We start from the raw sequence: 23844 nt of genomic DNA, 5'->3' as shown, positions 1-23844 counted from the left end.
GTATTCGCCCCTGGAGCCGATGTCCGGTACGCCCACGGCATCAAGGCAGTTCCGCCGCCGCCATCGATCCGGTCGGCGACACCTTGCCCAGGCGCTCCTTCAGCGATTGCGGCTGGCCGGTGAACAGCGCCGCGTAGTACGTGGCGTTGGACATGACGTTCTGCACGTAATTGCGGGTCTCGGTGAAGGGGATGGTCTCGGCGAAGATGGCGCCCTCGACCGGCTGCGAGAACGTGGCGCGCCAGTTCAGTGGCCGGCGCGGCCCGGCGTTGTAGCCGGCGCTGGCCAGCAGCTGCGAATTGTCCAGGTCGCGCAGCACCATGTTCAGGTAGTTCGTGCCCAGCTCGGTGTTGACGTCGAAGTCGTGCACCTTGGCCGGGGTGAAGTCTTCCATGCCGATCTTGCGCGCCACCCACTTGGCGGTGGCCGGCATCAGCTGCATCAGGCCCGAGGCGCCCACGTGCGAGCGCGCCTCCATCACGAAGCGCGACTCCTGCCGGATCAGGCCGTAGACCCAGGCCGGATCGAGTTCGATGGCGCGCGCCTTGGCGCTGACGCGGCCCTCGAAGGGCGCGATGTAGCGCTGCGTGAAATCGAATTCGGCGGCCGTGCGGTCGGACGTGTTGACCACGCGGTCGAAGATGCCTTCGGCGCGGGCCAGCTCGGCCGCGGCCATCAGCTGGCGGTCGCTCATGCCGCGCAGCGTGTAGTTCCACTCGGGCACGGCCTCGGCGCGCCAGCCCAGGCGGAAAAGGTGCACCGCGCGCACCAGGCCGGGGTTGGCGCGGGCCTGCGCCATCTCGGCATCGGTGACGGGCAGCGGTTGCGGCGGCAGCACGATCCTGCGGCCCAGCTCTTCGGAGGACAGTTGGCCGTAGAAGTTGAACTGGTCTGCGATGGACGCATACAGCGCGCGCGCCTGCTCGCCCTGACCCTGCGCGGCCTGGCCGCGCGCCTTCCAGTAGACCCACGCGGGCTCGGCCTGCTGCGTGGCCGACATCTGGCCGATGGAGGCCAGCACCCATTTCCAGTCGACCTTGGCCTCGCGCAGCGCGGCGCGCACGCGCCAGGCGTGGTTGTACGGCGTCATGCGCACCGACTCGCCGGCCTCGCGATACCAGCGGTGGGCGCGCTCGTCCAGGTTGAGCGCGGCGATGAGCGCGTACTGGCTGCGCACCCAGGCTACGTCGGCCTTGGGCAGGTGGCTTTCCCATTCGCGGCGCAGGTAGGAATCGGCCACGCCGATGTCGGAACGCGCCAGGCGGGCCAGCGCCAGCGTGACCAGCTCTTTCTCGTTGCGGCCGACCGGCGACTTGCTCTGCCGGACCAGCCACTTCATGGGGTCCTTCAGCAGGGTGGCCAGCGCCTTCTGGTCATTGGTCTCGAAGATGTAGGCGCCCAGCTTGTTGGCGTCGGTCAGGTTGTTGTCTTCGACAGCGTCGCGCACCATGGGCTGGATCTGGTCCCAGCCCAGCACGCGGTCGGCCACCAACTGGTCGAACAGCGCCCAGCACGCCGTGGCAGGCTGGAACACCGCCAGCGCCTGCGCCGCGGTGGCGCGCTTGCCGGTCATGTGCTGCGCGTCGACCCGGGTGCAGCCGACCTGGGTGTTGGACACCTTGGGCTCGCCCAGCGCCTGCACGGTGGCGAAGTCGCCGCTGCGGCCGGCGACGATGATCCAGTCGGAACGCAGCTTGTCTTCCAGGTAGCTGCCCGCGTTGGCCTGCATGAAGCGGTTGAGCGCCGCCACGGGGCGCTGGCCGCCGGGCGGGCTCCAGAGCTGGTAGCGCAGCAGCCAGTATTGAGCGTAGACGGCCAGCGGATCGTTGCCGGCCTGGCCCGCGGACAGGCCCAGGGCCGACCATTGCTTGCGCGTCATTGCCTCGCGCGCGGCCACCACGGCCTGGCGCGCGCCGTCGTCGGGCGACGGCGGCAGGCCGGCCAGCTCGACGCGCGGCACGGAAATGGGACGTTGGGGCTGCTGGGCCTGGATCTGCGCCTGCTGTTCCAGCACGCCGGCGTTGGCTGCGGGCGATACCGTGGCCAGGGACTTCGGGGCCGGCGCGGGCTGCTGCGCATCGACCGACGAACAGGCGGTGGACACCAGCGCCAGCGCGGGCAGCCAGCGCAGCAAGGCGTGCGGCTGGAAGAATGGCGCGCCCTGCGGTCGCAGGACCGTCATTGCGGATTTCTGATAAGGTCCCGATTGACGATCCCGCTGCATAGCCCATCCCGTAAATCTTTTGCCGAACGCCCGCGACGGCGTTTGCGCATCGAACCGCCACGCCCCGCATGCCGATTCAAAACCCCGAACAGAATACAGCAGTCCCGCTACGCACGCGATTGCGGCAGGCCCGGGCCGAAATGCCCGAGGCCGCCCGTTCGCGCGGAGGACTGCTGTTGCGGGGCAGGCTGTTCAGCTGGTTCAACGCGGCCCGCGACGCAGCCGCCGCCTCGGGACGCCGCCTGCAATCCGTGGCGGCCTACTGGCCGATGGCCGACGAGCCCGACCTGCGGCCGCTGCTGGAACAATGGGAGGCGTCGGGGGTGCGCGTCTGCCTGCCGCGCATCGCGGCGCTGGGCCAGCCGTTGGAATTCCGCAACTGGACACCCGATACGCCGATGCGTCCAGGGCATTTCGGCATCCCCGAATCCGAAGGCGAACCCTGCACGCCCGACGTCATCCTGGTGCCCACGCTGGGCTACACCGACGCGGCCGACCGCCTGGGCTACGGCGGCGGCTACTACGACCGCACCCTGGCCGCCCTGACGGCCGCCGGCCACGACTACGTCACCATCGGCATCGCCTGGACCGAAGGGCGGCTGCCGGCGGACTACCTCGCGGCCAGCCACGACGTGCGGCTCGACGCCGTGCTGACTCCCGATGGCTGGCTGCCGCGCGCGCCGCTGGACACCGAGCCCGCGCGCGGCCCGGACGCATCGGCCCGCTTCATTTTGCGCTAGGCCGTCTGAAGCGCTAGCCGATCCGGTCCAGCAATTCGAAGGCGCGCTCCAGCGCCACGTCGTGCTGCAGCGGCGCCGGCGACCCGGCCCACCGGGTATTGGGATGGACGAGGTCCTGGCCGTCGTCGCCCTGCCGCCATCGGTGCCGGTGTCCGGTCGACATGCCGATGGTCCTGGCCCCCAGCGCGCCGGCGAAATCCAGGATGGTGTTCGCGGGAGTGATGACGGCGTCGCAACCCAGGATCAGGGCGCCCACGCCTTCGAAATCGTCGCGCAGATGCACGGGCAGCGTCGCGATGAGGTCGTCCGGCGCCGCGGCATCGTGCGACAGGTTGACGAACAGGTGGCTGTCCTGCCTGGCCTGCAGCCAGGGCCGCCACTGCTCGAAGCGGAACACGTTGGCCAGCCGTTCGCACGAATGGATGTGGGACCCCTGGCAGACGCCCACGATGCGCCGTCCCGCCGCCCGCTGCGCCAGCTGCTCCTGCCAGTGGCGTTGCAGGAGCTCGCTGGCCGCCAGCGAGGGCCGGGCCGGATACGGATGCCGCAGCGAGAAGAAATCCTGGGCCGGGCAGACGTTCGACAGGCCATCGGTCTGCACCACGAAATGGAAATCGGGTGCGCTGCGGCTCAGTATCGGATGCAGCCGCCGGTCGCATGCCACCGTTACCCTGGCATAGGTTTCGCGCAGGTGGCCGAAGATGGAGCTTTGCCGCAGCTGGTCGCCGACGCCGCCCTCCAGCTGCAGCACGATCCCGTCGGCGTCCGGATTCAGCAGGAAATGCCGGCCCGACTCGAACAGCGCCTGAGACACCGGGTCCAGCAGGCACAGCTGCCAGAAGGCATCGAACCGCCGCTGGTCCAACTCGAAGAGCAGCTTGTCCATGTGCAGCGCCGTCGGCGCGTCTTCCGCCGACAGGGCGCCGAGCTGCCCGGCATCGCCCAGGTCCGCATACAGCTGTCCGAGGTACTTCCGGGCCTGCTTCGGATTGAGCGGCAGCACCCGCCGGAACAGCGCCTCCGCCTCCTGCAGATCGCCCGTGCCGTACAGGGCCAGGCCGCGCTGCATGAGGTTCTCCGCACTCTCGGCATAGATCGTGGGATGGCGCCTCAGGTAGCCCTCATAGTCATGCTGGCCGATCAGCTGACGCGTGGCGGCGATGCTCGCGCCCGCGGCTTTCAGCGCCTGCTGGCGCTCCCGCGCATATTGCCGCGTCAGAGCGTCCTGCCGCATGGCCCGCAAGCCCTCGGCGGCCGCCTGGGCGGCCTGCGCATCGCTGGCCGCCGGACGGGCGCCAAGCACCCTGTCGAGGCCGGCCATCGCCCCTTCGCCGCGCTGCTCGCCCAGGAAGTCCCTGAATTCCTCGAACAGCCCGGGATTGTCCAATGCGGATTTCCTGGACGCCTCGAAGTGCGATGCCTTCGCGCAATAGGGCAACGGCAGCTTCGAGTATTTGATCAGCCCAAGGATCTTGTGCGAATTGGAGGGCAAGGCCACGAAGGGCACGCCTGCCAGCCCCGCGGCATAGACGCTGTGGTAGCGCGCGGCCACCACCAGCGATGCCGTCCGGTAATTGGCGACGATCCCGCTCCAGTGGTCGAACGCGTCGCCCACGGCCATCGGGCAATGGACGGCCTTGCCCAGCCCCTGCATGATGGGCGCCACGATGTCTTCCACGTGCGGATGCCAGTCCGTGGTGACCGTCGCTCCGCCGAAATCGAGATGCCCGGTGTCGGCGAAATCGGCGTTGATGAAGTCGTCCAGCACCAGCCGCGCCCGGATGCCTTTGCGCTTCAGGTACTGGAACGAACGGAACTCGCGCACGGCCAGGTCGCTCATGCCGGCGAGCACGTCGTCGAACCCGTCGACGTCTTCCAGCGTGCAATTGACCAGCAGCACCGGCATGCGTATGGCCTGGCAGTATTCGGCGACCGCCAGCAGGTGCAGCCCCCGGCCATGATGGATCGTGCCCTCGCCATTGATGACCACCGCGTCCGCGGCATCGATCGCTCCGGCCACGGCGTGGGCGGCGACCGCGTCCCGGGACGCCTCCCGCGTTCCCGTCCACAACTCCCTGAGTTCCTGCAGGCCGCGCACGTCCACGTCCAGCTGCCGCCTGGCGAACATCTTGAAATGCGCATAGGTGACCGCCAGGCAGCCGATATGGGCGGTCTGGGCGGTGCAGTTGAGATAGAGGATCCGGGGCGCCCGGGCGCTGTCGAGGATGCCGTCCCTAGGCCGTTCCACGCGGGCAGTTCCGCTCATGACTGATGCCTTGTCGTTGATGAGCCGCGAAGGCAGCCCTGGCAGCGGGCTGGCCGTTGCCGGACGCAGGCCGGCGGGCTTGAGATTATATCGGCGCGGTGGGCCAGGCCCGCCCGACCGCGAGCGGCGGATCGGCGTTGCAAGGCGACCGTCCCGCGCCACGTGCGCACGTCCCGGCCGACGGGCACCATCCCGGGGCCGGCTCCCCAAAACGGTGCAAAAAAGCCCCCTCCCGCTCCCTCCTGCACCCCTGTCATGCACGCCAACATCCAGTCATAGCTGGCATACGTGTTGCTAGGCATAATGCATGCATCATGTACCGTCCCCGGCAAGGGACGGGCGCGGCCGGGCGTCGCCTGGCGCGCATCAAGGAGGAGCCATGCACGACGCTGCACCCCGCCCCCCCGCGGCCTACGACGAAATGCTCGACGGCCAGGGCAACGTGCGCCAGCACTACCGCGCCTATGCCGAATGGCTGGCGCAGCAGCCCGCCGACGTCATGGCGGCCCGCCAGCTCGAGGCGGACCTCAGCTTCCGGCGCGTGGGCATCACCTTCTCGGTGGCCGGCGACGCGGCCGGCACCGAGCGGCTCATCCCGTTCGACCTCATCCCCCGCATCATCCCCGCCGACGAATGGCGGCGCCTGGACCAGGGGCTGAAGCAGCGCGTGCGCGCGCTCAACATGTTCATCCACGACATCTACCACGGGCACGACATCGTGCGCGCGGGCGTGGTGCCGGCCGAGCAGGTCTTCCTGAACGCCCAGTATCGCCCCGAGATGCAGGACATCGACGTGGCCGAGGACATCTACTGCCACGTGGCCGGGGTGGACATCGTGCGCGCCGGCCAGGGCGAGTTCTACGTGCTGGAGGACAACCTGCGCGTGCCCTCCGGCGTGTCGTACATGCTGGAGAACCGCAAGATGTCGATGCGGCTGATGCCCGACGTGTTCTCGGGCGTGAAGGTCGAGCCGGTCGCCCATTATCCCGACCTGCTGCTGGACAACCTGCGCGAGGTCGCGCCGCGCAGCATCGAAGACCCGACCGTGGTCGTGCTGACTCCGGGCATGTACAACTCGGCGTACTTCGAGCACGCCTTCCTGGCCCAGCAGATGGGCGTGGAACTGGTCGAGGGACAAGACCTGTTCGTCGAGCAGAACACCGTCTACATGCGCACCACGCGCGGCCCCAAGCGGGTCGACGTGATCTACCGCCGCCTGGACGACGACTTCATGGACCCGCTGTCGTTCCGCGCCGACTCGGTACTGGGCGTGCCGGGCCTGCTGTCGGTGTATCGCGCCGGCCGCATCACGCTGGCCAACGCCATCGGCACCGGCATCGCCGACGACAAGTCCACGTACCTGTACGTGCCCGACATGATCCGCTTCTACCTGAACGAAGAGCCGATCCTGTCCAACGTGCCCACCTGGCAGTGCTCGCGGCCCAGCGAGCTGTCGCACGTGCTGGCCAACATGCACGAGCTGGTGGTGAAGGAAGTCCACGGCGCGGGCGGCTACGGCATGCTGGTCGGACCGTCCGCCACGAAGGCGCAGGTCGAGGCCTTCAAGGACCGCGTACGGGCCAATCCCGCCAACTACATCGCGCAGCCCACGCTGGCGCTGTCCACCATACCCACCTACGTGGAATCGGGCGTGGCGCCGCGCCACGTCGACCTGCGGCCCTACGTGCTGTGCGGCAAGGAGATCCGCACCGTGCCAGGCGGCCTGTGCCGCGTGGCGCTGGTCGAGGGCTCGCTGGTGGTCAACAGCAGCCAGGGCGGCGGCACCAAGGACACCTGGGTGCTGGAAGAGTGATGACCGAATCCATGCTCAATATATTCGCAGGCTGGAGATTCCCATGCTGAGCCGCACCGCCGACAACCTTTTCTGGATGTGCCGCCACATCGAGCGCGCGGAGAACACCGCGCGCATGCTGGACGTGAACCTGCAGATGTCGCTGCTGCCGCAGGACGCGCAGACCCTCGAAGGGTCGTGGCGCGCCGTGCTGCGCATCTCCGAGCTGCAGGGCGGCTACGACGCGCGCTACGGCGGCGTCACCCCGCAGGACGTGCTGCACTACATGGTGCGCGAGGCGCAGAATCCCTCGTCCATCTACTCGTGCCTGCGCGCCGCGCGCGAGAACGCCCGCGCGGTCCGCGGCAGCCTGACCACAGAGGTCTGGGAGACCTACAACACCACCTGGCTGGACCTGCTCAAACACCTGGACCACGGCCTGCCCGAGCGCAATCCGGGCGAGTTCTTCGAATGGGTGAAGTTCCGCTCGCACCTGGCGCGCGGCGTCACGCTGGGCACCATGCTGGACGACGAGGCCCTGCATTTCCTGCGCATCGGCATGAACCTGGAGCGTGCCGACAACACCGCGCGCATGCTGGACGTGAAGTTCCACGAACGCGACGAGGATGCCGGCACGCGCGCCGAGCCGCTGCCCGACAGCGGCCTGTACAGCGAGTTCTACCGCTGGTCGGCGCTGCTCAGTTCGGTGTCGGGCCTGGAGATCTACCGCAAGGTCTACCGCGACGTCATCACGCCCGACCGCGTGGCCGAGCTGCTGATCCTGCGCGGCGACATGCCGCGCTCGCTGCTGGCCTCGGTCAGCGCAGTGGCAGCAGACCTGGCGCAGGTGGCCAACGGCCGCTCGGCCGAGACGCAGCGGCGCGCCGGCATGATGTGCGCGGAGCTGGAATACGGCCGGGTCGAGGACATCCTGCGCGGCGGCCTGCATCGCTTCCTGGAACGGTTCCTGGCCCGCATCAATGACCTGGGCAACCGCATCAGCCAGGATTTCCTGGTGCCGCTGTCGGCCTGACCGGAGAGCCCCATGAAGCATCTGATCAAGCACACCACCCGCTACCGCTACACCTCGCCGGTCAGCTACAGCATCCAGACGCTGCGCCTGACGCCGCGGCCCGACGACCACCAGCGCGCGCTGCGCTGGCACATCGCGGCGCCCGGCCCGCTCGAAGCCCAGGTGGACGCCTACGGCAATGTCACGCACACGCTGGTGCTGAACAAGCCGCACAGCGAGATCGAGATCCGCGTCACCGGCCAGGTCGAGATCGATCCGCTGCAGGGCGGCCAGATACACGGCGGCGAGGAAAGCCGCCTGCCGCTGCATGCCTATTGCGTGCCGACCCGGCTGACCAGGAGCGACGAAACCATCGCGCAGTTCTGCCGCGACACCGTGCCCGCCGGGCTGTCCAGGCCCGCCGACCTGATGACGCTGGCCGAGGCCATCTGCGACCGGGTGGCCTACGAGCCGGGCATCACCGACGTGACCACGGCCGCGGGCGAGGTGCTGGCACTGGGCCACGGCGTGTGCCAGGACCACGTGCACCTGTTCCTGGCCTGCGTGCGCGGCCTGGGCGTGCCGGGCCGCTACGTCAGCGGCTACTACTACACGGCGGGCGACGTGGCCGCCAGCCATGCCTGGGCCGACGTGTGGCTGCCCGAGGCCGGCTGGACCAGCCTGGACATCACCAACCGCGCCTTCGCGTCGGACCGCCATTGCCGGTTGGCCGTGGCGCGCGACTACGACTCGGCTTCGCCCGTGCGCGGCGTGCGCAACGGCGGCGGCGAAGAGTCCATGAGCGTGTCCGTACAGATCGACGTGCGGCAGCAATAACGCCGTCAAACCCCTGGTATCCAATCCTTCGCACCGCCCCCCCGGCCCGGAGAGCCTTGTGACGATCCACGTAGCGCTGAAGCATGTGACGCAATACCGGTACGACCGGCTGGTCGGACTGTCGCCGCAGGTGCTGCGCCTGCGCCCCGCCCCGCATTGCCGCACGCCCATCCTGTCGTACTCGGTGAAGATCGAGCCGGAGGAATACTTCCTGAACTGGCAGCAGGACCCCTACGCCAACTACCTGGCGCGGCTGAATTTCCCGGGCAAGACGCGCGAATTCAGGATCACGGTCGACCTGGTGGCCGAGATGGCGGTGTACAACCCGTTCGACTTCTTCCTGGAGTCGTCGGCCGAGAACTATCCGTTCATCTACGACGATGCCCTGGCGCGCGACCTGGCGCCCTATCTCACGCCGGATCCGGTCACGCCGCGCCTGGCCGATTTCCTGTCGCGGGTCGACGTCGGCGAACAGCGCACGGTCGATTTCCTGGTCGCGTTGAACCAGCAGGTCCACAAGGAAATCCGCTACCTGATCCGCATGGAGCCCGGCGTGCAGACGCCGGAGGAAACCCTGGCCCGCGGCGCGGGCTCGTGCCGCGACTCGGGCTGGCTGCTGGTGCAGGCGCTGCGCCACCTGGGGCTGGCGGCGCGCTTCGTGTCGGGCTACCTGATCCAGCTGACGCCCGACGTGAAATCGCTGGACGGCCCCAGCGGCGCCGAGGCCGACTTCACCGACCTGCACGCCTGGTGCGAGGTATTCCTGCCGGGCGCGGGCTGGATCGGGCTGGACCCGACCTCGGGCCTGCTGGCGGGCGAAGGCCACATTCCGCTGGCGGCCACGCCCGAGCCGGGCAGCGCCGCGCCCGTCACCGGCGCGGTGGACGAATGCGAGGTCGAATTCGACCATACGATGGAAGTGACGCGCATCTTCGAGTCGCCGCGCGTCACCAAGCCGTATACCGCCGACCAATGGCAGGCCATCAAGGACCTGGGCCATCGCATCGACGACGACCTGGACCGCCAGGACGTGCGCCTGACCCAGGGCGGCGAGCCCACGTTCGTGGCCACCACCGACCGCGACGCGGCCGAGTGGAACACCGCCGCGCTGGGCCCCACCAAGCGCGGCTACGCCACCGAACTGGTGCAGCGGCTGCGCGAACGCTACGGCAGCAACGGCTTCCTGCACTTCGGCCAGGGCAAGTGGTATCCGGGCGAGCAGCTGCCGCGCTGGGCGCTGTCGGTGTACTGGCGCGAGGACGGCCAGGCCTGCTGGACCGATCCCTCGCTGTTCGCCGACGAGCGCAAGCCAGGCCGCCACACCGAGGCCGACGCGCGCCGCTTCATCCAGGAACTGTGCGCGCAGCTGGGGCTGCCGGCCGACCACGTGCAGCCCGGCTACGAGGACGTCTTCTATTTCCTGTGGCGCGAGCGCCGCCTGCCGGTCAACGTCGACCCCTTCGACGCCCGCCTGGACGACGAACTGGAGCGCGACCGCCTGCGCCGCGTGTTCGAGCAGAAGCTGGACAAGGTGGTGGGGTATGCCCTGCCACTCAAGCGCGGCGACGGCCCGGCGCTGGGCGGCCCTTCGTGGGTGACGGGCCCGTGGTTCTTCCGCGACGAGCGCATGTACCTGTTTCCGGGCGATTCGCCCATGGGGTACCGCCTGCCGCTGGATTCTCTGCCTTGGGTGTCGGACACCGACCGCCCGATGGTGCTGGAACGCGATCCCTTCGACGCGCGGCGCGGCCTGCCGGGTCCCGCGGAACTGCGGCCCCAGCAGCGCGGCATGGCGGCGGGCGCGGGCCGCGACAGCGCGTCCACCGCCGTCAGGCCGGGCAACGGCGGCATGCCGGGCGGCGCGGCGGCTGGCGCGGCGGCCGGACGCGGCGCGCGGACGGGCAACGGCCACAATCCGGGCAACGGCCCGGGCCCGGCGGCGGGCAGCGACATCCCCCTGGAGCGCCGCCCCGACCGCTTCGAGTCCGCCTCGTGGATCACCCGCACCGCCCTGTGCGCCGAGGCGCGCAACGGCGTGCTGTACATCTTCATGCCACCCCTGCAGCGCCTGGAAGACTACCTGGAGCTGCTGGCGGCCATCGAGGCCACCGCGGCCGCGCTGGACCTGCGCATCGTGCTCGAGGGCTACCAGCCGCCGCGCGACCCGCGCCTGAAGGTGCTGCAGGTCACGCCCGACCCCGGCGTCATCGAGGTCAACATCCATCCCGCGTCCAACTGGGACGAGCTGGTCGACCACACCGAGTTCCTGTACGAGGCCGCCTTCCAGACGCGCCTGTGCCCCGAGAAGTTCATGGTGGACGGCAAGCACACCGGCACCGGCGGCGGCAACCACTTCGTGCTGGGCGGCAAGACGCCGGCCGACAGCCCCTTCCTGCGCCGGCCCGACGTGCTGGTCAGCCTGCTGACCTACTGGATCAACCATCCCTCGCTGTCGTACCTGTTCTCAGGCCTGTTCATCGGGCCCAGCAGCCAGGCGCCGCGCATCGACGAGGCGCGCAACGACCAGGTCCTGGAGCTGGAGATCGCCATCCAGGAGATCCGCAAGCAGCTCGACGGCAACGGCGGCCAGGTGCCGCCCTGGATGATCGACCGGGCGCTGCGCAACGTGCTGATCGACGTCACGGGCAACACGCACCGCGCCGAGTTCTGCATCGACAAGCTGTATTCGCCGGACGGCCCCACGGGCCGCCTGGGTCTGCTGGAACTGCGCGCCTTCGAGATGCCGCCGCACGCCCAGATGAGCCTGGCGCAGCAACTGCTGCTGCGCGGCCTGCTGGCGCATTTCTGGAAGACGCCTTATACGGCCAAGCTGTCGCGCTGGAACACGGCGCTGCACGACCGCTTCATGCTGCCGGCCTTCGTGCGCATGGACTTCGAGGACGTCATCGCTGACCTGAACGAGGCCGGCTACGCCTTCGACGCGGCCTGGTTCGCGCCGCACTTCGAGTTCCGCTTCCCGCTGTATGGCGACATCGCGGCGCGCGGCATCCAGCTGGAACTGCGCGGCGCGCTGGAACCCTGGCACGTGATGGGCGAGGAAGGCATGATCGGCGGCACCGTGCGCTACGTGGATTCGTCCGCGGAACGCGTGGAAGTGCGCGTGACGGGCCTGAACGACAGCCGCTACGTGGTCACCGCCAATGGCCGCGCGCTGCCCCTGCAGCCCACCGGCCGCGCGGGCGAATTCGTCGCCGGGGTGCGCTACAAGGCCTGGTCGCCGCCCTCGGCGCTGCATCCCACCGTGCCCGTGCACGTGCCGCTGACCTTCGACATCGTCGACACCTGGTCGCAGCGCTCCCTGGGCGGTTGCCAGTATCATGTCGAACATCCGGGCGGGCTGAACCCGGGCGTGCTGCCGATCAACGCCTACGAGGCGGAAAGCCGGCGGCTGGCGCGGTTCCAGAGAATGGGCCACACGCCGGGACGCCTGAACCCCGAGCCGGCCGTAGCGGGCCGCGAGTTTCCCTTCACGCTGGACTTGCGGCACGACTGATCCGGGCCGGGCCCGATACGCCCGGCCTGACGACTTACGTACCGCCCATGCCGCAGTTGCTTTTCCAGACCGATCCCTCGCGCGACGTCGCCTCCCTGGCGGCGCACGCGGCTCTGCCGCCGCGCCCCGGCCACTACGACGAACTGCGCGCGCCCCTGGACGCGGAAAGCGGCGGCGCCACGCGGCTGCGCGCCCCCTGGGCGCTCTTCTTCGAGCTGCTGGGCACCGACGGCTTCGGCCAGCTGGACCATCGCGCCGACAGCGTCGCCCGCCAGATCCGCGAGAACGGCATCACCTACAACGTGTATGCCGACGCCAACGGCCGCGCGCGGCCGTGGTCGCTGAACCTGTTGCCCTTCATCATCGACGACGCCGACTGGCGCGTCATCGAACAGGGCCTGGCGCAGCGCGCGCGCCTGCTGAACCGCCTGATGGCCGACGTGTACGGCCCGCAGACCCTGCTGGAAGAAGGCCTGCTGCCGCCCGCGCTGGTGCACGGCCATCCCGGCTACCTGCGCCCGCTGCGCGGCCACCTGCCGCCGGGCGGCATCTACCTGCACATCGCCGCCTTCGACGTGGCACGCGCCCACGACGGCGGCTGGTGGGTGGTGTCGCAGCGCACGCAGGCGCCGTCCGGCCTGGGCTACCTGCTGGAAAACCGCCTGAGCATTTCCAGCCAGTTTCCCGACGCCTTCAAGGAACTGCGCGTGCAGCACCTGGCGGCCAGCTATCGCGGCCTGGTCGACATGCTGCACCGGCTGAGTCCCGCGGACCGCACCCCGCCGCGCATCGTCCTGCTGACGCCCGGCCCCTACAACGAAACCTATTTCGAGCAGACCTACCTGGCACGCTACCTGGGCCTGACGCTGGTCGAGGGCAGCGACCTGACGGTGCGCGACGACCAGCTGTTCCTGAAGACGCTGCACGGCCTGGAACGGGTGCACGCGCTCGTGCGCCGGCTGGACGACGACTTCTGCGATCCGCTGGAACTGCGCAGCGATTCGGCGCTGGGCGTGCCCGGCCTCCTGCAGGTCATGCGCGCGGGCAACGTGCTGGTGGCCAATTCGCTGGGCACGGGCTTCCTGGAATCGCCCGCCATCAACGGCTTCCTGCCCGCCATCGGCCGCCGCCTGCTGGGCGAGGAGCCGCTGCTGCCCTCGCTGCCGTCATGGTGGTGCGGCGAGACGGCCGCACGCGAACAGGCCCTGCCGCTGCTGGGGCGCAGCGTCATCAAGGCCTCGTATCCCGGCAGCCGCCAGCGCGCTGCCTTCGAACCGCTGATCGGCAGCGATGCCAACGCGGCGGAACTGGCAGCGCTGCGCGCCCGCATCGAACTCGATCCCGACGCCTACACCGTGCAGGACTACCTGCCGCTGTCGCAGGCGCCCACCTGGACGGCCGGCCACATCGTGCCGCGCGCGGCCATGGTGCGCGTGTTCGCCATCGCCGACGGCGAAGGCGGCTGGCGCGTGCTGCCCGGCGGGCTGACGCGCATCGCCAGCCGCCAGCAGCAGGTGGTGTCGATGCAGCGCGGCGGCAGCAGCCTGGACACCTGGGTCACCACGTCGGGCACGGTCGACCTGTTCTCGATGCTGCCGGCGCGCATGCATCCCGAGGACATCGTGCACGCGCGCCGTCCGGTCTCCAGCCGCGCGGCCGAGAACCTGTTCTGGATGGGCCGCTATGCCGAGCGCATCGAATGCGATGTGCGGCTGGCCGCGCAGACGCTGACCTGGATCAACGGCGACCTGGACAATCCCGAGCCGGTCTTCGACGCGCTGGCCGGCCTGTGCGTGCGGGGCGGACTGGTGCCGGCGGCGCTGCCGCGGTCGCTGCGCGTGTTCGAGCACACGCTGGTGGCCGAACTGGCCTCGGAAGACCCGCAACGCGGCTTCGGCCGCAACCTGGCGGCAATGGGCCATGCCGCCAGCCAGATCCGCGACCGCCTGTCGCCGGAACACTGGAACCTGATCATGAAGGCGGGAGAGCGCTACCGCAGCCGCCTGACCGAGGAGGACGCGCCGGCCGACGGCGTGGAGCCCGAAGCGGGCGACGACGCGGCGCCGATGCAGCCGCAGCGCACCGCCTCGGATGTGATGCGCGGCCTGCGGCGCCTGAGCCGCCAGCTGTCGGCCATCACCGGCGCGCAGAGCGACCACATGACGCGCGACGACGGCTGGCGCCTGCTGACCATCGGCCGCCACACCGAGCGGCTGGGCGTCATGGCCGGCGTGCTCAAGGCCCTGTTCGTGCAGAACGCCGTGCTGCGCGAAGGCGGCTTCAGCCTGCTGCTGAACCTGTACGACAGCGCCATCACATACCGGGCCTATTACCAGGGCCGCCACGAGATTCCGGCGCTGCTGAACCTGCTGGTGCTCGATCCCGCCAACCCGCGCTCGGCCGCCTGCACGCTGGGCCGCCTGCACGACCACTTGCCACGGCTGCCCGCCAGCGCGGCGGGGCCTGCGGAAGACCTGCTGGGCCTGCTGCCGCCGCCCGACACCGGCTGTACGCTGGCCGCGCTATGCCAACGCGGCGACGACGGCCGCTACGACACCGTGCTGACGCTGGCGCACCAGCTGGAGGTGGCGTCGAGTCTGCTGTCGGATGAGATTGGCCGGCGGTATTTCAGCCACTCGGCCGAGGCGGTGCAGTCCTTGTCGGCATGAAACACCCATGACTTCTCCATCCGCCGCTTCCCGCACCCTGGCCGTGGTGCATGAAACCGCCTACCGCTACGAGGCGCCGGTCGAGCTGGCCCATCACCTGGCTTACCTGCGCCCGCGGCACGACGCCTGGCAGTCGCTGGACAGCCACCTGCTGCGCGTCGAACCCGAGCCCGGCCGTCCGCAGGCGGGACCCGACGCCTTCGGCAACTGGCGCAACGTCTTCGCCCTGTACGCGCCCCACGAGGCGCTGCTGGTGCGCGCCTGCAGCCGCGTCACCGTGGCCGACCGCCACGCCGGCCTGGATGCCCGGGGCTGCGCCTCGTGGGAAGAGGCGGCGCTGCGGCTGCGCTATCTGGCCGGCGCGCCCTATGCGGCCGAGGCCGAATTCTCCTTCCCCTCGCCCTTCGTGCCGCTGCACGCCGAGCTGCGCGAGTACGCCCTGCCTTCTTTCACGCCGGGCCGTCCGGTGGCCGAGGCCGCGCTGGACCTGATGCATCGCATCCACGCCGACTTCGCCTACGTGCCCGCCAGCACGCAGATCAGCACCCCGGTGCTCGACGCCTATACGCAGCGCACCGGCGTGTGCCAGGACTTCGCCCACGTGATGATCGGCTGCCTGCGCGCGCTGGGCCTGGCCGCGCGCTACGTCAGCGGCTATCTGGTGTCCCGGCCGCCGCCGGGCAAGCCCCGCCTGGTGGGCGCCGACGCGTCGCATGCGTGGGTGTCGGTGCATTGCCCGGGCCTGGCCGTCAACGGCGGCTGGCTCGATCTCGACCCCACCAACGACGTGGTGCCGGACTTCGACCACGTCATCCTGGCCCTGGGCCGCGACTACGGCGACGTCACGCCCATGCGCGGGGTCATCCACGGCGGCGGCGGCCACGAGCTCGCGGTGCGCGTCACCGTGGCCCCGTGGGACGACCTGCCCGAGGGCCTGGATCTGCCGGCCGCGGTCACCGTCGATCACGAGTTGACTACAGCCGTCACCTGAATTTTTCCGGCGCTGCGATACAGTGCTCCTGCCGGCACACGTCCCGTGGCCGCGGCGCACCGGAGGCCCAGGCGGCATCATGATCAGCTTCTTCGACTCCATCAGCCAGCAGCTGGCCGGCGGGCGGCGCGGACAGGGCCGTCCCACGCGCTCGCGGCTGTACCAATGCACGTGCGGGCAGCCCGTGTTCTTCGACAACACCGAGTGCCTGAACTGCCACAACCAGCTGGGCTACGAGCCCGAGCGCGGCCGCGTGCTGGCGCTGGCGCCCGGCGCCAGGCCCGACACCTGGCGGCCGGCCAACCGCCAGCGCGGCAAGGCCTACCGCCGCTGCGCCAACTTCGCCAGTCCCGCGTTGTGCAACTGGCTGGTACCGGCGGAATCGCCCGACACGCTGTGCGCCGCCTGCGTGCTGAACCGCACCATCCCCAATCTGTCCGAGGGCGACAACGGGCTGCTGTGGTTCAAGATCGAGGCGGCCAAGCGCCGCCTGGTCGCACAGCTGCTGACGCTGGGCCTGCCCGTGCAGCGCGGCGTCGAGCAGGGCGACGGCGGCGTGATGTTCGATTTCCTGGCGCCCGATGCCGACGGCAAGCCGCCCATGACGGGCCACGCCAACGGCCTGATCACGCTGAACATCCTGGAAGCCGACGACGCCTATCGCGTGCGCGTGCGCGAGCAGATGCACGAACCCTACCGCACGCTGGTCGGGCACTTCCGCCACGAGATCGGCCATTACTACTGGGACCGCCTGGTGGCGGGCACGCCGTGGCTGGACAGCTTCCGCCAGGTGTTCGGCGACGAACGCGCCGACTACGGCGAAGCGCTGAAGGTGCATTACGACCAGGGCCCGCCCGCCGACTGGGACACGCGCTTCATCAGCACCTACGCATCGGCGCACCCCTGGGAAGACTGGGCCGAGACGTGGGCGCACTACCTGCACATGATGGACACGCTGGACACCGCGCTGAGCTTCGGCGTGGCGCGCAACACGGTCGAGCTGCCCTACGAGCCCTTCACCGAGGGCGCGCTGTACGACCCCACCGATCCGGGCGGCGAGCAGTTCCTCGGCCTGGTCAACGCCTGGGTGGAGCTGACCGCCGTGATGAACGAGCTGGCGCGCAGCATGGGCCAGCGCGACTTCTATCCCTTCGTGCTGCCCGCCGTGGTGGTGGGCAAGCTGCAGTTCGTGCATCGGGTGGTGAAGGCGGCGTCGACGGTCAATGTGGCGGCGCCCGCGCCGGCCGCGCCCGACCAGCCTGTGCCGGCCGACCCGGCCATCGCGTCCAACCCGGCAGCCGCGCCCGAGCCGCCGGCATCCGGGCAGAGATCGCCGGACCAGGACGCCACGAACCCGCCCGGGGCTTCCTGACCTGCGGGCCCGGCCTGCCCGGGCCCGCATGCCCGCCGCGCCGTGACGCCCATGCAACAGCGTCACGACTGCTTAGTCCCTTGTGCCTAAAATGGCGGCATTTTCGAGCCCTGCTTACGTGCCGCCATGACCTACTGCGTCGCCGCCCGCCTGAATTCCGGCCTGGTATTCCTTTCCGACTCGCGCACCAACGCGGGGGTGGACCAGATCAGCGTCTACCGCAAGATGAAGGTCTTCGAGCAGCCGGGCGAACGCGTCATGGTGCTGATGACCTCGGGCAACCTGGCCATCAGCCAGGCGGTGCTGAGCACGCTGGCGCAGTTCGACGGCAGCCACCCCGACTCGCTGTGGCAGGCGCCCACGATGTTCGAGGCAGCGCGCCGCGTGGGTCTGGCCGTGCGCGAGGTCCACAGGCGCGACGCCGAGGCGCTGGCCGGCCAGGGCGTCGAATTCAACGTGCACATCATCTTCGGCGGCCAGATCGGCAACGAACCCTGCCGCCTGTTCCAGATCTACGCCGCGGGCAATTTCATCGAGGCCAGCCCCGAATGCCCGTACTTCCAGATCGGCGAGGCCAAGTACGGCAAGCCCATCATGGACCGCGTGCTCGACCCCGACACTTCGCTGGACGAGGCCGCCAAGTGCCTGCTGATCTCGATGGATTCCACGTTGCGCTCGAACATCTCGGTGGGGCTGCCGCTGGACCTGCTGGTGTACGAGACCGGCGCGCTGCGCGTCACGCACTTCGCCAACATCGACGAGGACAACGAGTACTTCGACATGATCCGCTCGACCTGGGGCGACCGGCTGCGCCAGGTGTTCGCGGAAATCCCCGATCCGGCCTGGACCTCGCCCAGCGGCCCCGACTCGCTGGCGCCCGCCGACCGCGTGCACCAGCCGGTGCGCGTCGCCCCCGCGCCGCAGGCCGTAGCCGCCTACCAGGCGCCGCAGGTGCTGGCGCAGGACGACGCGGGGCATCCGCAGGCGCAATGACCCCGGCGCGGCGCCCTCGCCATCGCGGCACCGGGCCGCAGCGGCCCGCGTCCTAGTCGTTTTCCCCGATTATCCGGAACCGAAGACGGGCTTAGAAAGCGCCGAATTCCACCACCGCCCCTGCAGCCCCTAGACTTGGTGCAGCGCCACACGGCCGCGGATCACGACGCCGCCGTGTCCTTCGGCCACGATCAACAACAGGAGCGAGACATGGGCTTTCCCTTCCGCGGCGCAACCTTGCGCGCCGCACTGCTGGCCGCCGGCTGCGCAGTGGCCTTCCAGGCCTCCGCGCAAAACTATCCCAACCATGCCATCACGCTGGTCGTGCCGTTCGCGGCGGGCGGCCCCACCGACGTCGTGGCGCGCACGCTGGGCGCCTCCATGTCCAAGACGCTGGGCCAGCCCATCGTGGTGGAGAACCGCACGGGCGCCGGCGGCACCCTGGCCGCCAGCTATGTGGCCAAGGCCGCGCCCGACGGCTACACCTTCCTCATCCACCACAACGGCATGGCCACCGCGCCCGCCCTGTACCGCAAGCTGCCGTACGACCCATTGAAGGACTTCGAATACGTGGGCCAGGTGGCCGACGTGCCGATGACGCTGCTGGGCCGCAAGGACCTGCCGCCCAACGACCTGCCCGCCTTCATGGCCTACGCCAAGGAACAAGGCAACAAGCTGAACCTGGCCAATGCCGGCCTGGGCGCGGTCTCGCAGCTGTGCGGCATGCTGCTGCAGGAGTCCCTGGGCACGCAGTTCACCACGGTGCCCTATTCCGGCACGGCGCCGGCGCTGACCGCGCTGCTGGGCGGCCAGGTCGACGTGCTGTGCGACCAGACCACGCAGACCATCCCGCACATCCAGGCCAACAAGGTCCGTTTCTACGGCGTCACCACGCTGGATCGCATCAAGGCCCTGCCCGATGCTCCCACCCTGAACGAAAAGGGTCTGAAGGGCTTCGAGATGAAGGTGTGGCACGGGGTGTACGCCCCCAAGAACACGCCCGAGCCGGTCATCGCCAAGTTCAACGAAGCCCTGCGCACCGCCCTGAAGGATCCCCCGTTCGCCACGCGCATGGCCGACCTGGGCGCCGAGATCGTGCCGGCCCAGAAACAGACCCCGCAAGGCCTGCAGACCTGGCTGAAGTCGGAAATCGACAAGTGGGGCCCGCTGATCCGCAAGGCGGGGGTCTACGCGGACTGATCCGCTGAACCGGGCGCGGTTCTACGTCTTTCGCAGTCATCGAAGGCCGGCGTGGGTCGCAACCCACTCCGGCCTGTTTTCGTCCCACCGCCCAACCGAGACACCTTGAGTCGGCGCCATGACGGCGGAATCCGCCCGCAGCGCGAGGGCGGGAATTCGCGGTCATGGCACCGACGCTCGAGAGCTCGAATCGTCAGCGGCAGACACCCCACGTCGCAATCCCCCCACCCCAGGCGTGAATCCCGAGATATATGGATTCACGTATTGACAACTTATAAATAGAAACGCCTTTTAGGGAACCCGTCAGCTTCCCCCGATAGACTCCCCTCACGACAAAATGCATCGCATGCTAATAATTGACATGCCAAACATTTTGCGCCCTCTTCGTGCACCGGTGTAGCGCCCCATCGCCGGCAAGCCCTGCCTGCTGTAACGCTTCGCCCGTTGCCTTACCACCAAGATTGGTTGTCTATCCCATGTGGAAGTCCAAACGGCAAATCCTCAATATTTCCTGTGCGCTGCTGGCGTTGGCCGCCGGTCCGCTGGCCGCGGCCGCCGATGCGCCCGCACCGGCCAGCCAGCAGAAACTCCTGGACGGCAAGTATCTTTCCATCGCGGCTGACTGCGTGGCTTGCCACACCGCAAAGGGCGGCGCGCCCTACGCGGGCGGCTATGCCATCGAATCGCCGATGGGGCAGATCTGGTCGACCAACATCACGCCCTCCAAACGATTCGGCATCGGCGACTACACCGAGCGTGAATTCGCCCGCGCCCTGCGCGAAGGCATCGCGCGCGACGGCCATCACCTGTATCCGGCCATGCCGTACACCTCGTACGCGCAACTGACGGACAAGGACGTTTCGGCCCTGTACGCCTACTTCATGAACGACGTGAAGCCGGTCGAGAAGGCGACGCCCAGGACGGACCTGCCGTTCCCGTTCAGCATGCGCGCGTCGATGGTGGGCTGGAACCTCGTCTACAACTCGGTCAAGCCGTTCACGCCCGACCCGTCGAAGCCGCAGGAGATCAACCGCGGCAATTACCTGGCCAATGCGCTGGCGCACTGCGCCGAGTGCCATACGCCTCGCACCGCGCTGATGGGGCCCGACACCTCGCTGCCGCTGGCCGGCGGCCCGGTGGGCGCCTGGTACGCGCTCAACATCACGTCGGACAAGACCGCCGGCATTGGCGGCTGGAGCGACCAGGAGCTGTACCAGTACCTGCGCACCGGCCACGCCGAAGGCCGCGGCCAGGCCGCCGGTCCCATGGCCGAGGCCGTCGAGAACAGCCTGCAGTTCCTGTCCGACGGCGACTTGCGCGCCATCGTGGCCTACCTGAAGGACACGCAACCCATCAAGACGGACGACGCGCCGGCGCGCGACAGCCTCGGCCAGCCGTCGGACGCCGAGACCCGCATGCGCGGCAACATGGTGCAGGACGCGAACCCGGGCTGGAAGGTCTACACCGCCACCTGCGCGACCTGCCACGGCGCGCGCGGCGAAGGCACCGGTTCCTACCCCTCGCTGTATCGCAACAGCGCGGTCGGCGCGGCGCGGCCCGACAACCTGGTCGCCACGATCCTGTACGGCGTGCACCGCAAGATCGAAGGCCAGAGCGACATCGAGATGCCGGGCTTCGGCCCGCAGGCGTCCTACACCGAACGCCTGACCGACCAGCAGATCGCGGACGTCAGCAACTACGTGCTGGCCAGCTTCGGCCAGCCCGGCCAGAAGCCGGTCACCGCGCAGGACGTCGCCACCTCGCGTGCCGGCGGTCCTGCCTCGCCGCTGCTGGGGATCGCGCGCATCGGCGTGCCGGCCGCCGCCGTGGTCCTGCTGCTGATCGTGATCCTGCTCATCGCCCGCCATCGCCGTACGCACAAGAAGGCCTGAACCATGAAAGATTTCACCCGGAACGGGTTCGCCGAGAGCGAGACCCCGAGCAACGCCCGGCGCCGCGCGCTGGTCAAGTACACCATCGCCTGGAGCGTGCTCGGCGGCGCGCTGGCCAGCGTGCCGATGCGCCGCCTCATGGCCGCCGCGCCGGCCAGCGCGCCTGTCGGCGCCGCCGCCGCGACGCCCGAAGCCGCGGCCTTCCTGCGGGCCTCGCGCTTCCTGACGTCCAAGGAGGTCAGCCCGATGCTGGCGCAGCGCTGCCACGACGCGCTGAAAAAGCGCATCCCGGACCTGGACCAGGTCGCGGCCGCCATCAACGAACTGGTGGCCGACCGGCAACTGCACCACATGGACGACTACCTGGCACTGGAGGGCCTGGACAAGGACCTGGACGCCAAGGCCAAGGACATCGTGCAGGCCCTGTACCTGGGCGTGGTGGGCCAGGACGAGAAGGCCGAACTGTTCGCCTACGAAGAGGCGCTGATGTACGACCCGACCCGGGACGTCCTGGTCGTGCCGACGTACGGACGCGGCCCCAACAGCTGGGGTCCAAAACCCGTGTCCGTCACTGTCAAGGTTGAAAAATAATGGACTACGATACTGATCTGCTGGTCATCGGTTCCGGCGTGATGGGCGCCGTGCTCGCCGCGCGCGTCGCGAAAGCCGGAAAATCCGTCACCATCCTCGAAGCCGGCCCGCGCGTCACGCGCGGCGAGATCGTCGAGCGTTTCCGCAACGCCCCGATCAAGCTGTCGCTGACCAACATCAAGCTGCAGGGCGCGGGCTCGCCCTTCCCGAACCCGCCGCACATCCCCTCCACCTACGGCGACTACCTGCAGCAAAGCGGCCCGGTGAAATACCCGACCAAGTACCTGCGCGTGGTCGGCGGCACCACCTGGCACTTCGGTTCGGCGCTGTGGCGCATGATCCCCAACGACTTCAGGATCCAGACGCTGTATGGCCAGGGCCGCGACTGGCCCATGACGTACGATGAACTGGAGCCCTACTATTGCCAGGCCGAAGAGGAACTGGGCGTCTCGGGCATGGACGGCCAGGACGAAGGCGGCTGGGGCCGCGACGAACAGTTTCCACCGCGCTCGAGGCCCTTTCCCATGGAAGGCCTGCCGATCCCGTACTTCCAGACGCGCCTGGCCGAGCAGTTGAAGGTCGGCGGCTACCACCCGATCTACGAGCCGAACGGCCGCGCCACCCGCGCCTACAAGGACCGTCCGATCTGCTCGGGCAACAATAACTGCAACCCGGTCTGCCCCAGCGGCGCCAAGTACGACGGCACCCGCCACGTGGACGAGGCCGAGCGCCACGGCGCGCGCGTACTGGACAACAGCGTGGTCTACCGGATCGAGGCCGATGACCGCGGCAAGATCGTGGCGGTGCGCTACAAGAAGCCCGACGGTTCGGAACATCGCATGACGGCGCGCTATTTCGTGCTGGCCGCCTACGGCATCGAAAGCCCGAAGCTGCTGCTGATGTCGACGTCGGAGAAGTACCCCAACGGCATCGCCAACTCCTCGGACCAGGTGGGCCGCAACTTGATGGGCCACACCGGCATCGCCATGAATGTGATGGCGTCGGAAGACCTGTGGCCCGGCCAGGGCCCGACCGAGCTGCTGGTGTACATGAACTACCGCGACGGCGAGTTCCGCAAGACCATCCCCAGCTACAAGACCAAGCTGCGCAACACGGTCGCCACGTCGTCGATCGCCTCCAGCCTGATGGGCAAGGGCATCTACGGCTCGAAGCTGGACGAGCAGATCCGCCTGCAATCGGCGCGTTCGCTGAACTTCGCGGTGGACTTCGAGACGAACCCGCTGCCGCAGAACCGCGTCACGCCCAGCAAGACGAGGCGGGATGCGCTGGGCTTGCCGCTGCCCGAGATCTACTACAGCGTGGACGACTACTGGAACGCGGGGCGCGACTTCGCGGTGAAGGACCTGCAGAAGATGGCGGGACTGATCAACGGCCGCATCGACAAGATGGACACGGGACACCAAGACCGTCAGCACATCATGGGCACGACGATCATGGGAGCCGATCCGGCGAACTCGGTGGTGGACAAGGGCGGACGCGCGCATGACCACGGCAATCTGTTCATCGTGGGAACGAACGTGATGCCGGCGATGGGGTGCGTGAATCCTACGCTGACGGGGGTGGCGGTGACGTTACGGACCACCGACGTGTTGTTGAAGGAGATCTGAGGTTTCTGTTGGCGGATGTGGGGGGTTCTTGAGTCGCCCCGATCCGTGCCCAGTGGCCGCGCCGGCCAAGTCGTCGGGCTCATTATCGTTCTCCGAAAAAAATAGGCCTGCGTCAGCAGGCCT

At 69.0% G+C, this 23844-nt stretch carries 15 protein-coding genes; 13 read left to right on the top strand and 2 right to left on the bottom strand.

Annotated elements, in window-relative coordinates; genetic code table 11:
• Window positions 1-40: 40 nt before the first annotated feature.
• Window positions 41-2182, bottom strand: a complete 2142-nt coding sequence (locus FS845_RS06475) for a lytic transglycosylase domain-containing protein (RefSeq protein ID WP_260986189.1) — start codon at window positions 2180-2182, stop codon at window positions 41-43.
• A 110-nt stretch (window positions 2183-2292) separates the two neighbouring features.
• Between FS845_RS06475 and FS845_RS06470 the strand changes: the two genes are divergently transcribed.
• Window positions 2293-2964 carry a 5-formyltetrahydrofolate cyclo-ligase gene (locus tag FS845_RS06470; protein WP_144631587.1) on the top strand — a complete coding sequence of 224 codons (672 nt, stop codon included), beginning with the start codon at window positions 2293-2295 and terminating at the stop codon, window positions 2962-2964.
• Window positions 2965-2977: 13 nt separating this feature from the next.
• Here FS845_RS06470 and FS845_RS06465 read toward each other — a convergent pair whose 3' ends face one another.
• Window positions 2978-5230, bottom strand: a complete 2253-nt coding sequence (locus FS845_RS06465; RefSeq protein ID WP_144631585.1) for a polysaccharide pyruvyl transferase family protein — start codon at window positions 5228-5230, stop codon at window positions 2978-2980.
• Between the two features lie 421 nt (window positions 5231-5651).
• On the opposite strand from FS845_RS06465, the gene FS845_RS06460 reads away from it, so the two are divergent.
• The 12 genes from FS845_RS06460 (at window position 5652) to FS845_RS06405 (ending at window position 23721) form a co-directional block, all read left to right on the top strand.
• A complete protein-coding gene (locus FS845_RS06460; protein WP_409929272.1) occupies window positions 5652-7043 on the top strand; it encodes a circularly permuted type 2 ATP-grasp protein in 1392 nt (463 codons plus the stop codon).
• A gap of 43 nt (window positions 7044-7086) precedes the next feature.
• Window positions 7087-8055 carry an alpha-E domain-containing protein gene (locus FS845_RS06455; protein ID WP_144631581.1) on the top strand — a complete coding sequence of 323 codons (969 nt, stop codon included), beginning with the start codon at window positions 7087-7089 and terminating at the stop codon, window positions 8053-8055.
• Window positions 8056-8067: 12 nt separating this feature from the next.
• Window positions 8068-8871: a transglutaminase N-terminal domain-containing protein gene (locus tag FS845_RS06450; protein ID WP_144631579.1), complete on the top strand. Its 804-nt coding sequence runs from the start codon at window positions 8068-8070 to the stop codon at window positions 8869-8871.
• A 58-nt stretch (window positions 8872-8929) separates the two neighbouring features.
• Complete coding sequence (locus FS845_RS06445; RefSeq protein WP_144631577.1) at window positions 8930-12385, top strand: DUF2126 domain-containing protein; 3456 nt, start codon at window positions 8930-8932, stop codon at window positions 12383-12385.
• A gap of 47 nt (window positions 12386-12432) precedes the next feature.
• On the top strand, window positions 12433-15054 hold the full coding sequence (locus FS845_RS06440; protein WP_144631575.1) for a circularly permuted type 2 ATP-grasp protein: 2622 nt from the start codon (window positions 12433-12435) through the stop codon (window positions 15052-15054).
• A 7-nt stretch (window positions 15055-15061) separates the two neighbouring features.
• Window positions 15062-16045 carry a transglutaminase N-terminal domain-containing protein gene (locus FS845_RS06435; RefSeq protein ID WP_144631573.1) on the top strand — a complete coding sequence of 328 codons (984 nt, stop codon included), beginning with the start codon at window positions 15062-15064 and terminating at the stop codon, window positions 16043-16045.
• Window positions 16046-16124: 79 nt separating this feature from the next.
• Window positions 16125-17417 (top strand): putative zinc-binding metallopeptidase, encoded by a 1293-nt coding sequence (locus FS845_RS06430; RefSeq protein ID WP_144631571.1) that lies wholly within the window; start codon window positions 16125-16127, stop codon window positions 17415-17417.
• A 126-nt stretch (window positions 17418-17543) separates the two neighbouring features.
• Window positions 17544-18410, top strand: coding sequence for a proteasome-type protease (locus FS845_RS06425; protein WP_144631569.1), 867 nt, complete (start codon window positions 17544-17546; stop codon window positions 18408-18410).
• Window positions 18411-18620: 210 nt separating this feature from the next.
• Window positions 18621-19610, top strand: coding sequence for a tripartite tricarboxylate transporter substrate-binding protein (locus tag FS845_RS06420; protein ID WP_144631567.1), 990 nt, complete (start codon window positions 18621-18623; stop codon window positions 19608-19610).
• A 476-nt stretch (window positions 19611-20086) separates the two neighbouring features.
• Entirely contained in the window at window positions 20087-21502 is a 1416-nt protein-coding gene (locus tag FS845_RS06415) for a cytochrome c (protein ID WP_144631565.1), read from the top strand.
• Between the two features lie 3 nt (window positions 21503-21505).
• Complete coding sequence (locus FS845_RS06410; RefSeq protein ID WP_144631563.1) at window positions 21506-22093, top strand: sugar dehydrogenase complex small subunit; 588 nt, start codon at window positions 21506-21508, stop codon at window positions 22091-22093.
• Window positions 22093-23721, top strand: a complete 1629-nt coding sequence (locus FS845_RS06405; RefSeq protein WP_144631561.1) for a GMC family oxidoreductase — start codon at window positions 22093-22095, stop codon at window positions 23719-23721. Before FS845_RS06410 ends, FS845_RS06405 begins: the two co-directional genes overlap by 1 nt.
• The last annotated feature ends 123 nt before the right edge of the window (window positions 23722-23844 follow it).

It is taken from the genome of Bordetella genomosp. 13 (assembly GCF_007679965.1).
GTDB lineage: Bacteria > Pseudomonadota > Gammaproteobacteria > Burkholderiales > Burkholderiaceae_B > Bordetella.
The sequence above is the reverse complement of the archived record's forward strand: the minus strand, read 5'-3'. Positions and strand labels throughout refer to the sequence as shown.